This is a genomic window from Allosediminivita pacifica, assembly GCF_003054175.1.
Taxonomy (GTDB): domain Bacteria; phylum Pseudomonadota; class Alphaproteobacteria; order Rhodobacterales; family Rhodobacteraceae; genus Allosediminivita; species Allosediminivita pacifica.
Genome location: NZ_QBKN01000003.1, coordinates 116,350 through 130,755, shown reverse-complemented (window position 1 = coordinate 130,755; position 14,406 = coordinate 116,350). Strand labels below are relative to the sequence as shown.

Genomic DNA, 14,406 nt, shown 5'->3' with positions numbered 1-14,406 from the left:
GGCCTTCCGGGGCCGGGCAGAGAGGCGGCAGAATGGCGCGGGGCGGCATGGCATGGACGTGGTGATGACGGGTGCGACTGGTTTTGTCGGGCGGGCCCTCATGGGGTGGCTCCTGGACGCCGGCCACCGGGTTCATGCGCTGCTGCGCGATCCGGCGGACCCTGCGATAGCCAGGCTGGCGGATGTCCGAATATCGCGTTTCGACCTGTTGGCCGACGCAGGCGATACGCCGGATTTCTCGGCCGACGCGCTGGTCCACCTCGCCTGGCCCGATCTCGACGACTACAACAGCCTGTCCCATGTCGAATCCGCGCTTCCGGCAAGCTACCGCCTCGTGAAGGCGGCGCTCGATGCCGGGGTTCGGCGTGTCCTCGTCACGGGCACCTGCCAGGAATACGGTTTGCGTGAGGGGGCGCTTGCCGCCGACACCCCAACAGAACCGCAAACTTCCTACGCCGTGGCCAAGGACGGCCTGCACCGCCAGCTGCGCCTGCTTGCGCCGCGCTACGGGGCCGACATCGTCTGGGCGCGGCTCTTTTACCTCCACGGTCCGGGGCAGCGGCCGAAATCGCTGTTCGCACAGCTCGAAGCCGCCGTGGCTCGCGGGGATGCGCGCTTCGACATGTCCCCTGGCGAGCAGTTGCGCGACTACATCCACGTAACCGAAGCCGCCCGGCAGCTTTGCGACGCGCTCGAGACCGCGCCCGATGGTCCGGTGAACATCTGCAGCGGCACGCCCCGCTCGGTACGCGGTCTTGTCGAGGACTGGCTGACCGAGCGGGGCGCAGGAATCGCGCTGAACCCGGGCCATTTTCCCTATCCGCCGCACGAACCCATGGCCTGCTGGGGCCGGAAAGGAGCCTGATGGACGATCAGAGCGAATTTGACCGCATATGCGTCGAAGAGGTGCGCGCCCAGGGCCGTGATCCCGATCTCAGGGCGGTCACCGCGGAATGGATGCGTCTGAGCCAGCCACACCATTATTCCTACCATTTCGAATGGCTCGGGCGTCCGGTCATACAGCATCCGCAGGACATCGTCGCCATCCAGCAGCTGATCTGGCAGATCCGCCCGGATCTCGTGATCGAAACGGGCGTGGCGCGCGGCGGGTCGCTTATCCTGTCCGCCAGCATCCTCGAGCTCGTCGCCCTCTGCGGCGGGCCGGCGGGAGCCCGGGTGCTCGGCATCGACATCGACATCAGGCCGCACAATCGCGCCGCGATCGAAGCCCATCCGCTTTCCCCACGGATTGACCTCCTGCAGGGCTCCAGCACCGATGCGGCCATTGTCGCCGAGGTGATGAAGCGCGCCGAGGGCGCCGGGCGTGTGCTTGTCCTTCTCGACAGCAACCATACCCACGAACACGTGCTGGAGGAGCTCCGGGCCTATGCACCGCTGGTGACAGTGGGCTCATACTGCGTGGTCTTCGACACCATCATCGCCGAGATGCCCGACGACAGCTACCCTGATCGCCCCTGGACCCGCGAGGCCAACCCGCGCAGCGCCATCGCCGCCTTCATGGCCGAGCCCGGTGTGCCGCAGTTCGAGATCGACAGCGACATCGATGCCCGGCTGCTCGTCACCGTGGCACCGGGCGGCTTCCTGCGTCGGGTGGGGTAAGCGGCCATGGCACGGATCAAGGTCAGCGAAGCCATTGCACGGGCACGTTCAGCCGCCCGTCGCGGTGATACGGAGGCGGCGCGCGCCATTTGCGGCACTGTGCTCGAGAGTTTTCCCGGGAACCGCCGCGCGCGCGACATGCTCGCCGAGCTCCGCGCGCCGGTTTCGGCAGGCCCTCCAGCCGATGCTCCGGGGCAGGACCTTGTTGCCCTTTTCGAAGCCGGGGACCACGACGCGGTCGTTCGCCTCGCGCAGGAGAGACTGGCCGAGACGCCGACTTCGGCGCCGCTCTGGAACATCTTCGGTGCCGCGCTGGCCCGAGCCGGGAGACCGGACTCCGCGGTCGAGGCCTTTGGCGAGGCCACCCGGCTCGCGCCGGCTCATTCAAGCGCCCACATGAACCTCGGCAACGCCCTGCTCGATCTGGATCGGCGTGACGCGGCCATCGCTGCCTACTGCAAGGCCATCGAGCTTCGCCCCGGCTTTGCAGAGGCCCACTACAATCTCGGTCGAGCATTGCAGCACGCCGGCGATCTGGCGGGGGGGGAATCCGCCTACCGAACCGCGCTCTCTCATGCGCCGGATCATCGCGACGCGACCACGAACCTCTGGGGCCTGTTGCTCGCCGCAGCGCGGCCCGCCGAAGCCGCCGAGGTGCTGGAGCAGCGCCTTGCGGCTGTACCGGACGATGCCGAGGTGCGGAACAACCTCGGGACAACTCTCAAGCAGCAGGGGCGGATTGCCGACGCCATTACGGCCTTCACGCAGGCGGTCGAAATCGCGCCGGACAATCCCGAGATCCGGCGCAACCTCGGGCTGACGCTGCGTGCGGCCGGAGATGAAGGCGCCGCGGAAGCCGAACTGCGACAGGCTGTTGCCCTGCGACCCGGTTCTGCGCCAGCGCTGGTCGATCTCGGCAATCTTTTCGCTGACGCTTCCCGGCTTGAGGAAGCGGCGCATTGCTATCTCGAGGCGCTCGAGTCTGATCTCGAAAACGCCTTGGCGCACAACAACCTCGGAAATATTCTTGCGCGCCTTGGTCGCGAGGACGAGGCGGGCGCCTGCTACGAGCGTGCGCTCGCCTTCGATCCGGCCAATGCCGAGGCCAACAACAACATGGCGATCCGCCGCTGGACCGAGGGTGATCTTCCGGGGGCTGAGATGCACTTCCGCCGGGCTCTTGCCGCGCGGCCGGAGATGGCTTTCTCGCGCGCCCAGAAGCTGCATGTCGAGGCGCAAATGTGCGAATTCCAGAGCTTCGATGCCTTCGCGGCGGTGGCAGAGACGCTCGGAATCGAAGGGGCGGAAATCCCACCGTTCACCACGCTCGCCTTCGAGGATTCGCCGGAAAGGCAACTCGCCCGGTCCCGGCTCTACGACCAGCGTCGGCACAGATCGCACCTGCCGCCCCTGACCGTACCCGCCCGGCCACGACGTCCGAGGCTGCGGATCGGGTATTTCTCGTCGGACCTGCACAACCACGCGACGCTGCACTTGATGGCGGGCCTGCTGCGGCACCACGATCGAACCCGGTTCGAGGTTCACGCCTTCAGCTATGGCACAGTGCGCGATTCGCACCAACAGGACCTCGCGTCGGGCGGCATGGTGGACCACTTCCACGATGTGCAGGGTTTTTCGGATGTCGCCATTGCCGAGTTTGCCAGGACCGGCGATCTCGATATCGCCATCGATCTCAAGGGCTACACGCAGGGGTCGCGGGCGGGGCTGCTCGCAGATCGGGTCGCGCCTCTTCAACTGAGCTACCTTGGCTATCCGGGTTCGCTCAGGGCGGAATGGTGCGACTACGTCGTTGCAGACCGTCATGTCATCCCCGAGGCTGAGCGGCCCCACTATTCAGAGAAGGTCATCTACCTCCCGGACTGCTATCAGCCCAACGACGATCTCCGGCCGATCGCGCCTGTCGAAGACACCCGCGAGGATCATGGCTTGCCGTCCGAGGGTCTCGTGCTCTGCTGCTTCAACCAGAGCTACAAGATTTCGAGGGCCGAGCTCGACATCTGGATGCGACTGCTGGCGCGTGTCGATGGCGCGGTCCTTTGGCTGCTGCGCACCAACCGATGGGCCGAGGAAAACCTCACTCGCGCAGCCGAGCTGCGCGGCATCGACCCCAGGAGGCTTGTCTTCGCGGAGCGGTGCGGCCCGGAACTTCATCTCGCGCGGCACCGTCACGCGGACCTCTTCGTCGACACTTTCAACGTCAATGCGCACACGACTGCCACTGACGCGCTCTGGGCGGGCCTGCCGGTCGTGACCATGCAGGGTCGTCAGTTCGCGGCGCGAGTGGCAGGTAGCCTCCTGTACAACGTCGGCCTGCCAGAGCTCGTCACGAACGATCCGCAGACCTACGAATCGCTCGTTCTGGATCTCATGCTGTCACCCGAGCGGCTCGCCATCCTCCGGGATCGGCTGGGCCGCGCCCGATCGACCGAGCCTCTCTTTCAGACATCCCGATACGCCCGCCACTTCGAGCGCGGTTTGGACATGGCCTTTGAGCGCTGGGCGTCTTGGTTGCCGCCGGACGATCTTCACGTCCCGGCCGATGATCAGGCGGCGGTAAACAGTTCCTAAGACCTTCGTTCTAGACTGCATCAGGGGAAGAAATCCTTGGAGCACGCATGCTTGTCACGTCCACAGGCGGTCTGATCGGCCCCGCGCCGGCGCCGCGCCCGGAACAGGCCCTTTCGGGGGGCGACAGCTTCGAGGTGGTGCACTTCGCGCTCACCTCTAGGGGTGGGGCGGGGCAGCAGCCCGCCTCGCACGAAGTTGCCACGCCCGAGAAAGACGCCGTCGAAGAGGCGCCCGAGATCACAGGCGATACCGCGGAGGAAGCGGGCGAGGAGGTTATTTCCGAGGGCGACGGCGAAGATCTGGTCGACCTTCTTGATCCGGGCGACGACGAGCGGATGACCTCGGATCACACGGAGATCGGCAAGGTTCCGGCGAGCACGGGATCGTCCGCTCCCGACCCCGTGTCCCCGTCCGCGGCTGAACCTGCAGCCCCCGTCGTCATGGGCCAGGCCGACCCGATGGCGCGGTCCGCGGACCTGCCCGATCCGGCGCATGTCGAGGCGCGTCTGCCTCACACGCCATCCTCGGGCGCAGCGAAAATGCCGCAGATGGAATCGACAAAAACGGCTGCGGATGTTTCGGAGCATACCTTCGGCGACAAGCGACCGACGATGGATACAATCGAAGCGGGTGCTCGTGGCTCTGTGCCGCTCTCGATGCCCGGAATGGGCCAAGCTACAGAAAAACCGATGCAACACGTTGAGGGTAGTCCGGCGCGACGCAACGCGCGCGCCGAAAATACGACCGCGCAGCGGATCGTCGAAGCGCGTATGCCCGCAAGGCAACCTGAAACCACGATGCTGGAGCCCGGACCCAAGGCGCCCGCACCCCGCGGCGATATTCCTGTCCCGGCGGGGATGACCCGGATGGCGAAGGGTGGGGCTGAAGCGACCGTGCGGAGTTCCAAATCCGACGGATCAGCCATGGGCGACGCGGATATCGACGTCAGGGTCATGGCTCCGGTCAAGGAACCGCTCTCGCGGGCAAGCCAACCGGAGCCGATTCCCGGAACCTTGACCGAAAAGGTGTCGGACCAAGGCAAATCGTCGGATAGGACACCCGGCCCGGGAACGGTCATACCGCCTGCTGCGTCACAAGCAGAGCCCGCTGCTTCACGCCGGCCCGTCTTGCCGACTATAGAAAATTCTCATGCCGCAGGGGACCCGGTGAAAGAGCCTCCGCTGGCCCAATCCGCCGAACGGTCTGCCCCCCTTAGGGAGCCCTTCACGGCGCTCTGGTCGGCGCGAACGGCTTCCGCACCCGCACGGTCCGGAATGACCGCGGCATTCGCTGTCCAGGAGTTACGCGAGAAGGGCAGTTCTCGCGCGGCTGAGGGTGATCCGCAAGTGTCGCAATTCTCCACGGATCTCCGCGGCACGCCAGCGCCCACTCAGGTGTCCCAGACCCCGCGGCCCGAGGTTCCCCAGCAGGTCATGCGCCAAGTTACCGAGGTCCTGCACCGCCTTTCCGAAGGCGGGGTGGAGATCCAGTTGCGGCCTGAGGAACTGGGACGTGTCAGGCTCCAGATGGTCCCGCTCGATCAGGGCATGACGGTCGTTGTCAGCGCAGAGCGGGGCGAGACGCTCGATCTCATGCGGCGTCATATCGACCAGCTTGCCCGCGCCCTGCAGGATCTGGGTTACTCGGGAACCCAGTTCAGCTTCTCCGGCGGCCGCGAGCAGCGGCCTGGGGCTGCCGGCGCTGGAGGCGGGGCAGCTGCCTCTGCCGGCGCGCCCGATACAGAATCACGCCCCGCCCCCACGCCGCGCCCCACGCCCGGGTCGGGCGGGAATGCGTCGCTCGACATCATGATGTGAGGAAACCCATGGATCCGGTCACCAGCACAACTCCCCAGGCCCGTTCCGCGGCCGCGCAATCCTCCGAACAGCAACCGGGCGTCGATCTCGGCGGAGGGACCAACATCAGTTCCGACTTCGATACCTTCCTGCGCATGCTCACCGTTCAGGTGCAGAACCAGGACCCGCTCAATCCGGTCGACGCGACCGACTATGCCACCCAGCTTGCCACCTTCTCGGGGGTCGAACAGCAGGTCCTGACAAACGACCTGCTCACCGGATTGCAGGACCTGCTGGGGGGAGGCTCGCTCCAGCAGATGGGTGGCTTCGTGGGGATGGAAGGGCTGGTCAACGCGCCGGTGCGTTATGACGGCACGCCGATCGCCGTGCGGCCGGACTACGCCCCGAATGCGGACAGCGCCGCCCTGCTGGTACGGGACGAGAAGGGAACTCTGGTCCAACGCTTCGGGCTCGAAGTTGGCGAGGAGGCGGTTCTCTGGACCGGCCTCGATGAGACCGGAACCCCGGTGCCCGCCGGGACCTATACCTTCCAGGTCGAAAGCTACGAGGGCAGCAGGCTTCTCAACAGCCAGCTCGTTCCGGCCTACAGCCGCATCGAGGAGGCCCGCCGCGAGAATGGCGCCATCGTCCTTCGGATGAGCGACGGGACCGAACTTCCCGCCGACGAGGTCGGCGGACTGCGCAGCCCGGCCGCCTGATCCCATTCAGGCGAGCAAGAGCACCAGAAGGCAGAGTCCGATCCCCATCGCCGTGCCCGACCCGCCCCAGAGCAGCCGGCCGAGCCAGCGGCTAGGTTCGGGCGTCGGCGTATGGGGCGTGCCGCGGATCAGGGCCTCCTCGACCAGAGCGGGCAGGCGCGGCCCGAAACGGCTCAGCACCTTGACGGTCTCCGCAAGATCGCGGGCCGCCGCGCGCGGACCAATGTAGGTCCGGATGTAGCCCTCGACGACCGGCTTCGCGACGTTCCAGATGTTCATCTGCGGATCGAGCGATCGCGCGACGCCCTCGACCACCACCATGGTCCGTTGCAGCAGGATCAGTTCGGTCCGCGTTTCCATGCCGAAGCGTTCGGTCACCTCGAAGAGGTAGGTCAGCAGCCGCCCCATGGAGATGCGCGTCGCGTCCATGCCGAAGATCGGCTCGCCCACCGCGCGCAGGGCGCGCGCGAATTCATCCACGTCGCGGTCGGCGGGCACGTAGCCCGCCTCGAAATGCACCTCGGCCACACGCCGATAGTCGCGCCGGATGAACCCGTAGAGGATCTCGGCATAGACCCGGCGGGTGTACTCGTCGATATGCCCCATGATGCCGAAATCATAGGCGATGATGTCCCCGTTAGGGGCCACCTTCAGGTTGCCTTGGTGCATGTCGGCGTGGAAATAGCCGTCCCGCAGGGCGTGGTTCAGGAACAGCTGCAGCACGCGCTCGGACAGAAGCGCCCGATCGTGTCCGGCGCCGTCGATCGCATCGTTGTCGCCCAGCGGCACGCCCTGCGCCCAGCTCATGGTCATGACCCGCCGCCCCGACAGGCTCCACTGCACGCTCGGCAGCTGGAAGCCCTCGTCACGCTCGGTATTGGCCGCGAATTCGCTGGCATTGGCTGCTTCCAGCCGCAGGTCCAGCTCGCCCATCACCACGCCTTCGAAGTGGCGGACCACGTCGCGGGGGCGCAGACGGCGGCTCGAGGGCGAGAAGAGTTCGACGAAGCCCGCGGCAAAATAGAATGCGTCGATGTCGGTGCGGAAGGCGCGGTCGATCCCGGGGCGCAGCACCTTGACCGCAACCACGTCGCCGGTCTCGGACATGCGCGCCTTGTGCACCTGCGCGATCGAGGCGGCGGCCACGGGTGGACTGAACTCGGAAAAGATCTCGTCCACGCGCAGACCGAGCTCCCGTTGAACCTGAACCTTGGCTTCCTCGATCGAGAAGGGCGGGAGCTTGTCCTGCAGCACACGCAGCTGCGCGGCGAGCTCCGAGCCCACCACGTCGGGGCGGGTCGACATGATCTGCCCGAACTTGATGTAGGCCGGCCCCAGCGCCTGCAGCGCGCGCACCACGGGCGGCAGGGTCGGGTCGCCCTCGTAGCCCAGCCACTTGAAGGGCCAGCCAAGCACGCGCGCGGCCACGCGCAGCGGCGCGGGCGCCTCGAAGGCATCGAGAACGACGCCCATGGCGCCGGATCTTTCGAAGGTCGCGCCGGTGCGGACCAGCCGCCAGATGTTATGGGGACCGCGCAAGGCCTAGATCTTCCAGCCGGAGTGCAGGCAGGCGATGCCCATGGTCAGGTTGCGGTACTTGGCGTTTCCGAAACCCGCGTCCTGTACCATCCCGAGGAAGGTCTCCTGATCGGGAAACCGCCGGATCGATTCCACTAGGTACTGGTAGCTGTCGCGGTCGCCGGCGATCACCTGGCCCAGGCGCGGGATGATGTTGAAGGAATAGAGATCGTAGGCCCATTGCATCAGGTCGTTGGGGATCTGCGAGAACTCCAGCACCATGAGCCGCCCGCCCGGCCGCAGCACGCGGTAGGCCTCGGCCAGCGCGTCCTCGGGGCGGGTGACGTTCCGGATCCCGAAAGAGATCGTGTAGACGTCGAAGGTGTTATCGGCAAAGGGCAGGGCCATCGCGTCGCCCACCACCCAGTCGAGCCGGTCCGACATCGCTTCGGCCTCGGCGCGCTGCTTGCCCGCGACCAGCATCGGCTCGGTCATGTCCAGAACTGTGGCCTGGGCGTCGCCCGCCCGGTTCAGGAAGCGGAAGGCGATGTCGCCGGTGCCGCCGGCCACGTCGAGCAGCCGCTGACCGCGCCGCGGGGCCAGCCAGTCCATCATCGCGTCTTTCCAGACCCGGTGGATGCCCATCGACATGGCGTCGTTCATCACGTCGTACTTGGAGGCCACCGAGTTGAAGACCCCGCGCACGCGCCCGGCCTTTTCGGTCTCGGGCACTTCCTGGAATCCGAAATGCGTCGTCTTTCCGGTCTCTTCGCTCATGGCGGCAAGCTTCCTTTTTCCTCGGCTTTCTTATAGAGCGCCTCTCCGGCGCTGCAATGCGCCGCCCGTGCCGGAGGCCAGCCAATGCCCGAATTGCCGGAAGTCGAGACAGTGCGTCGCGGCCTCACCCCCGTCATGGAGGGAGGTGTGATCGCGCGCGCCGAGGTCAACCGCCCCAACCTGCGCTGGCCCTTTCCGCCGCGCATGGCCGAAAGGCTGACCGGCGCGCGGGTCCTGCAGCTGCGTCGCCGGTCCAAGTACATTCTTGCCGATCTCGACCGCGGCGAGACGCTGCTGATCCATCTGGGCATGTCGGGCCGGATGCTGATCTCGGGAGATCCGCTCGGGCGCTTCGTGCACGACCACCCCGCACCGGAAAAGCACGACCACGTGGTTTTCCACATGGAAAACGGTGCGCGCATCACCTTCAACGATCCGCGCCGCTTCGGGGCGATGGACATGATGCAGACCGAAGGGGCCGAAAACCACGCCTTGCTGGCGGCGCTCGCTCCGGAACCGCTCGGCAATGCCTTTCACCCCGAGTATCTCGTTGCGGCGCTGAAGGGCCGCAACACCACGATGAAGGCCGCGCTGCTGGATCAGAAGATCGTTGCGGGGCTTGGCAACATATACGTCTGCGAGGCGCTCTGGCGCGCCCGGATTCACCCCGCGCGCAAGGCGGGGCGGGTCTCGGCCGCGCGGATCGGGGCTCTCGTTCCGATCATCCGGGATGTCCTGACGGATGCGATTGCCGCGGGCGGTTCGTCCCTGCGCGACTACCGGCAGGCGGATGGAGAGCTGGGCTATTTCCAGCACAGTTTCGACGCTTACGGGCGCGAAGGACTGCCCTGCCGGCGCGAGGGCTGCGGGGGCGTCATAACGCGTGTCGTCCAATCCGCGCGTTCGACCTTCTATTGTCCACGCTGCCAAAGATAACTTGAACCCCCCGCGTTCAGTGTTAAGGCTTCACCTCTGACGGCAACGACGGAGCCAAGTGACATGGCCTATGAGACGATCGTCGTCGATGTGGAGAACCACATCGCCACCATCAAGCTCAACCGCCCCGACGCGCTCAACGCGCTGAATGTCCAGCTCCTCGGAGAGCTGGCCAAGGCGCTGGGCGAACTCGATCGGAACGAAAAGATCCGCTGCATCATCCTGACCGGCTCGGCCAAGGCCTTTGCCGCCGGGGCCGACATCAAGGAGATGTCGGAAAAGAGCTTCGTGGATATGTTCCTGCTCGATTTCTTCGGCGGAGAGGCCGAGGCGATCACGAGGACCCGCAAGCCCGTCATCGCGGCCGTCTCGGGCTATGCGCTCGGCGGGGGCTGCGAGTTGGCCATGATGTGCGACTTCATCATCGCCGCCGACACCGCCAAGTTCGGCCAGCCCGAGATCAATCTCGGCATCGTGGCCGGGATGGGCGGCACCCAGCGCCTGACGCGTCTGGTGGGCAAATCCAAATCGATGGACATGCACCTGACCGGCCGTTTCATGGATGCCGAAGAGGCCGAGCGCGCCGGGCTGGTCAGCCGCGTAGTGCCGGCCAAGAAGCTCATGGAAGAGGCGCGCACCGCCGCCGAGAAGGTCGCCGAAAAGTCGATGCTCACCGCCAAGGCGGTGAAGGAGGCGGTGAACCGCTCCTACGAGACGACGCTCAGCGAAGGTCTTCTCTACGAACGCCGCATGTTCCATGCAATGTTCGCGACCGAGGACCAGAACGAGGGCATGTCGGCCTTTGCCGACAAGCGCTCGCCGCAGTTCCGCGACCGGTAATCCGAGGAATCCGCCGGCCCCTGGTGAAAGGGGCTGGCCAAGACGCAGGTCAGCCGTTATAGGCGCCTGTCATACATGCGCGTGTTGCCCGCTTGGCAGGAATCGGTCCCGAGAGTTCGGGTCCCCGGGCTATTTTGCGCGCCAGACACGAACCGAGACGAACTAAGGACCGAACCCCATGGCAAATACGCCCCAGGCAAAGAAACGCGCGCTGCAGAACGCAAAGCGCTTCTCCGTCAACAAGGCACGTCGTTCGCGCATCCGCACCTACCTCCGCAAGGTCGAGGAAGCGATCGCGTCGGGCGATAAATCCGCGGCCCAGGAAGCTCTCCGCATCGCTCAGCCCGAGCTGATGCGCGGCGTGAGCAAGGGTGTTTTCCACAAGAATACCGCGTCCCGCAAGATGTCCCGACTGGCATCGCGCGTGAAGGCGCTGGGCTGAACTGCCCTAAAAAATCGCGGCAAATCTTGTAGTTGCGTGCTAAGGCGCCACGATATGTGGTGCCTTTTTTCGTGTCTGTGCCTTTTGAACACAGCTCAAGATTCGAAAATCGACTAAGTCGGAGTCAAGGCACAAGATCAGTTGCCGACACTTGTCGGGGATTGGTAACTTCCTCTGGCGAGTCACATAAACTTGGGGGGCAGACAACGAAGCTCCGGATGCTGGGGGGCGTCCTGAATTTCGGTGTGCTGCACGTGCCGACCAACCGCCGGCATTGCAGAGTCCCGGGTCCGTCCCGGGCATGTCCAGACGAAGCACAAGGGTTGTGGTGTCACGCGACGGGCCACCGGACGCGAGATGCTTATGTATCAGAGGGAATCCTCCTTCTTCTCACGCGTCATTTGCGTGGGACTGAATGCTTGTTGCCAGGTCATATGAGGCTCGTGCCGGAACAGGGGTCCGGCAACGGGAAGCTGAGCAGATGGAATGGGGACAGATGACACTCGAGCAATGGGGCGACCTGCAGACGCAACTGTACGAGACAGTGGGCGAGAATAACTACAGGAACTGGATCGAGCCTCTCGAATTCCGGGGCATCGAGGACAGCGGCATCGCGGTCTTCCATGCGCCGACAAACTTCTTCGGATCCTATGTCTCGCAGAACTTCGGGGACCTGCTGCTCGCGCAGATGTCGCGCCGCGATCCCGACGTGCGCCGTCTCGCCTTCCGCGTGGGGCAGGGTGATTCATCCGCAGAGCGCCGTCCCTCCGCGGCCGCCGAAGCGCAGCCCCAGATGCAGCAGGACGCCCGGTCCGAGCCGCGCAGCGAATCCCGCCGCAGCAGCGATATCCTTCCGAGCGCCCCTCTCGATGCCCGCTTTACCTTCGACGGCTTCGTCGTCGGCAAGCCCAACGAACTGGCCCATGCCGCCGCGCGCCGTGTTGCCGAAGGCGGTCAGGTCACCTTTAACCCGCTCTTCCTTTACGGTGGCGTCGGCCTCGGCAAGACGCACCTCATGCACGCCATCGCCTGGGAACTGCGCGCCCGTATGCCGGAACTCAACGTGCTCTACCTCTCGGCCGAGCAGTTCATGTACCGCTTCGTGCAGGCCCTGCGTGAAAAGCGCATGATGGATTTCAAGGAGCTCTTCCGCTCTGTCGACGTGCTCATGGTGGACGACGTCCAGTTCATCGCCGGCAAGGACAGCACGCAGGAAGAATTCTTCCACACGTTCAACGCGCTCGTGGACCAGAACAAGCAGATCGTCATTTCCGCTGACCGCGCCCCGGACGAGATCAAGGATCTCGAAAACCGCATCCGCTCGCGCCTTCAGTCCGGCCTGGTCGTCGACCTGCACCCGACCGACTACGAACTGCGCCTCGGCATCCTGCAGTCCAAGGTCGACAGCTACCGCAACCTCTATCCGGGCCTGCACATCGAGGACGGCGTCCTTGAATTCCTCGCCCACCGCATCAGCACCAACGTTCGTGTGCTCGAAGGCGCCCTGACGCGGCTGTTCGCCTTCGCCTCGCTCGTGGGCAAGCCGATCACGATGGATCTCGTCCAGGACAGCCTGGCCGATGTGCTGCGTGCCTCCGAACGCAAGATCTCCATCGAGGAGATCCAGCGCAAGGTGGCCGAGCACTACAACATCCGCCTGTCCGACATGATCGGGCCCAAGCGCGTGCGCGTCTTCGCCCGTCCGCGCCAGGTGGCGATGTATCTCTGCAAGCAACTCACCCGCCGCTCGCTTCCCGAGATCGGGCGCCGCTTCGGCGGACGCGACCACACGACCGTCATGCACGGCGTGAAGCGCATCGAGGAACTGCGCCACCAGGATGGCCAGATCGACGAGGACATCGAGCTTCTGCGCCGCGCGCTCGAAGCCTGATGTCCACGCGGCACAGATTGTCTCCGGATCGGGGGCGCAGGTGGGCTATTCGCTTGACGCCCCTTTGAAACCGGCTGACAAATCACGAAAATACACTTCCAGCGGGGCGCGCACCGGGCTAGGGTGCGCCTCCGGCCGGACGGGGAGCAAGTGATGAAAGTCAGCATGGAACGGAGCACGCTGCTGCGTGCAGTGTCGCAGGCGCAGTCTGTCGTCGAGCGGCGCAACACGATTCCGATCCTTGCCAACGTCCTGATCGAGGCCGAGGGCGACACCGTCGCCTTCCGCGCCACCGATCTCGATATCGAGGTTCTGGATCGCGCGGCCGCCATGGTCGAGCGCGCTGGCGGCACCACCGTGTCTGCCGTCACCCTGCACGAGATCGTACGCAAGCTGCCCGACGGGGCACAGGTCGTGCTGGCCGAAGATACCACCGCCGGCCGCCTCACCGTGACCGCGGGCCGCTCCAACTTCTCGCTCGCTACGCTCCCGAAAGAGGACTTCCCCGTGATGGCCTCCTCGGAATACGCGTCGAACTTCTCGGCCAAGGCGGGTGTCCTTCGGCGGCTCTTCGACAAGTCGAAGTTCGCGATCTCGACCGAGGAAACGCGATACTACCTTAACGGCGTCTACATGCACGTGGCCGACGGCGAAGACGGCCGGGCCCTGCGCTGCGTGGCCACCGACGGCCACCGCCTCGCCCGCATCGACGCCGAACTGCTCTCGGGCGCCGAGGACATGCCCGGCGTCATCGTGCCCCGCAAAACCGTGGGCGAGCTGCGCAAACTGCTCGACGACGACGATGCCGACATCGCCGTCTCCGTTTCCGAGACCAAGGTGCGCTTCGCCACCTCCGACATCACGCTGACCTCCAAGGTCATCGACGGCACCTTCCCCGACTACACGCGCGTCATCCCCTCGGGGAACACCCGCAAGCTCGAGGTCGATGCCGGCGATTTCGCCAAGGCCGTGGACCGCGTCGCCACCGTCAGCTCCGAGCGCTCGCGCGCCGTGAAACTGCAACTGGACGAGGACCGACTGGTCCTTTCGGTCAACGCGCCGGACAGCGGCAACGCCGAGGAAGAAATCGCCGTGGCCTATGGCGACGAGCCGCTCGAAATCGGCTTCAACGCCAAGTACCTGCTGGAAATCGCCAGCCAGGTTGACCGCGAAAACGCCGTCTTCCTCTTCAACTCGGCGGGTGATCCTACGCTGATGCGCGAGGGCTCCGACACCTCGGCCGTCTACGTGGTCATGCCGATGCGGGTCTGACCCCGC

The 14,406-nt window shown here is 65.5% G+C and carries 12 protein-coding genes; 10 read left to right on the top strand and 2 right to left on the bottom strand.

The genetic code is table 11. The features are described from left to right. Positions 1 to 52 precede the first annotated feature (52 nt). From C8N44_RS03415 to C8N44_RS03395, 5 genes are all read left to right on the top strand, one after another. Positions 53 to 865: an NAD-dependent epimerase/dehydratase family protein gene (locus C8N44_RS03415; protein ID WP_107974767.1), complete on the top strand. Its 813-nt coding sequence runs from the start codon at positions 53 to 55 to the stop codon at positions 863 to 865. Next, positions 865 to 1,620 carry a cephalosporin hydroxylase family protein gene (locus tag C8N44_RS03410; protein ID WP_107974766.1) on the top strand — a complete coding sequence of 252 codons (756 nt, stop codon included), beginning with the start codon at positions 865 to 867 and terminating at the stop codon, positions 1,618 to 1,620. The genes C8N44_RS03415 and C8N44_RS03410 overlap by 1 nt, the downstream gene beginning before the upstream one ends. Before the next feature lie 6 nt (positions 1,621 to 1,626). Further along, positions 1,627 to 4,209, top strand: coding sequence for a tetratricopeptide repeat protein (locus C8N44_RS03405; RefSeq protein WP_107974765.1), 2,583 nt, complete (start codon positions 1,627 to 1,629; stop codon positions 4,207 to 4,209). Between the two features lie 134 nt (positions 4,210 to 4,343). After that, positions 4,344 to 6,026 carry a flagellar hook-length control protein FliK gene (locus C8N44_RS03400; RefSeq protein ID WP_146178798.1) on the top strand — a complete coding sequence of 561 codons (1,683 nt, stop codon included), beginning with the start codon at positions 4,344 to 4,346 and terminating at the stop codon, positions 6,024 to 6,026. An 8-nt stretch (positions 6,027 to 6,034) separates the two neighbouring features. Then, positions 6,035 to 6,724 (top strand): flagellar hook capping FlgD N-terminal domain-containing protein, encoded by a 690-nt coding sequence (locus tag C8N44_RS03395; protein ID WP_107974763.1) that lies wholly within the window; start codon positions 6,035 to 6,037, stop codon positions 6,722 to 6,724. Between the two features lie 6 nt (positions 6,725 to 6,730). Here the strand turns inward: C8N44_RS03395 and ubiB are convergent, their stop codons facing one another. Both ubiB and ubiE read right to left on the bottom strand, forming a co-directional pair. Then, positions 6,731 to 8,263 (bottom strand): 2-polyprenylphenol 6-hydroxylase, encoded by a 1,533-nt coding sequence (gene ubiB / locus C8N44_RS03390; protein WP_107974762.1) that lies wholly within the window; start codon positions 8,261 to 8,263, stop codon positions 6,731 to 6,733. 3 nt (positions 8,264 to 8,266) lie between these two features. Beyond that, positions 8,267 to 9,019, bottom strand: coding sequence for a bifunctional demethylmenaquinone methyltransferase/2-methoxy-6-polyprenyl-1,4-benzoquinol methylase UbiE (gene ubiE, locus C8N44_RS03385; RefSeq protein ID WP_107974761.1), 753 nt, complete (start codon positions 9,017 to 9,019; stop codon positions 8,267 to 8,269). Positions 9,020 to 9,103: 84 nt separating this feature from the next. On the opposite strand from ubiE, the gene mutM reads away from it, so the two are divergent. The 5 genes from mutM to dnaN all read left to right on the top strand — a co-directional run bounded on the left by mutM (position 9,104) and on the right by dnaN (position 14,400). After that, complete coding sequence (mutM, locus tag C8N44_RS03380; RefSeq protein ID WP_107974760.1) at positions 9,104 to 9,955, top strand: bifunctional DNA-formamidopyrimidine glycosylase/DNA-(apurinic or apyrimidinic site) lyase; 852 nt, start codon at positions 9,104 to 9,106, stop codon at positions 9,953 to 9,955. A 63-nt stretch (positions 9,956 to 10,018) separates the two neighbouring features. Then, a complete protein-coding gene (locus C8N44_RS03375; RefSeq protein WP_107974759.1) occupies positions 10,019 to 10,795 on the top strand; it encodes an enoyl-CoA hydratase in 777 nt (258 codons plus the stop codon). A gap of 178 nt (positions 10,796 to 10,973) precedes the next feature. Further along, positions 10,974 to 11,237, top strand: coding sequence for a 30S ribosomal protein S20 (gene rpsT / locus C8N44_RS03370; protein WP_107974758.1), 264 nt, complete (start codon positions 10,974 to 10,976; stop codon positions 11,235 to 11,237). Between the two features lie 496 nt (positions 11,238 to 11,733). Next, the gene (gene dnaA, locus C8N44_RS03365; protein WP_244640968.1) at positions 11,734 to 13,128 is read left to right on the top strand and encodes a chromosomal replication initiator protein DnaA; all 1,395 of its coding nucleotides are present in this window, start codon (positions 11,734 to 11,736) and stop codon (positions 13,126 to 13,128) included. 153 nt (positions 13,129 to 13,281) lie between these two features. Further along, on the top strand, positions 13,282 to 14,400 hold the full coding sequence (gene dnaN / locus C8N44_RS03360; protein ID WP_107974756.1) for a DNA polymerase III subunit beta: 1,119 nt from the start codon (positions 13,282 to 13,284) through the stop codon (positions 14,398 to 14,400). Positions 14,401 to 14,406: the final 6 nt, after the last annotated feature.

Bases quoted from the DNA above. Each gene is read 5' to 3' on its own strand.
- C8N44_RS03410 (WP_107974766.1), top strand. From the start codon at position 865: ATGGACGATCAGAGCGAATTTGACCGCATATGCGTCGAAGAGGTGCGC.
- dnaN (WP_107974756.1), top strand. From the start codon at position 13,282: ATGAAAGTCAGCATGGAACGGAGCACGCTGCTGCGTGCAGTGTCGCAG.
- C8N44_RS03375 (WP_107974759.1), top strand. From the start codon at position 10,019: ATGGCCTATGAGACGATCGTCGTCGATGTGGAGAACCACATCGCCACC.
- C8N44_RS03405 (WP_107974765.1), top strand. From the start codon at position 1,627: ATGGCACGGATCAAGGTCAGCGAAGCCATTGCACGGGCACGTTCAGCC.
- mutM (WP_107974760.1), top strand. From the start codon at position 9,104: ATGCCCGAATTGCCGGAAGTCGAGACAGTGCGTCGCGGCCTCACCCCC.
- dnaA (WP_244640968.1), top strand. From the start codon at position 11,734: ATGACACTCGAGCAATGGGGCGACCTGCAGACGCAACTGTACGAGACA.
- rpsT (WP_107974758.1), top strand. From the start codon at position 10,974: ATGGCAAATACGCCCCAGGCAAAGAAACGCGCGCTGCAGAACGCAAAG.
- C8N44_RS03395 (WP_107974763.1), top strand. From the start codon at position 6,035: ATGGATCCGGTCACCAGCACAACTCCCCAGGCCCGTTCCGCGGCCGCG.
- C8N44_RS03415 (WP_107974767.1), top strand. From the start codon at position 53: ATGGACGTGGTGATGACGGGTGCGACTGGTTTTGTCGGGCGGGCCCTC.
- ubiE (WP_107974761.1), bottom strand. From the start codon at position 9,019: ATGAGCGAAGAGACCGGAAAGACGACGCATTTCGGATTCCAGGAAGTG.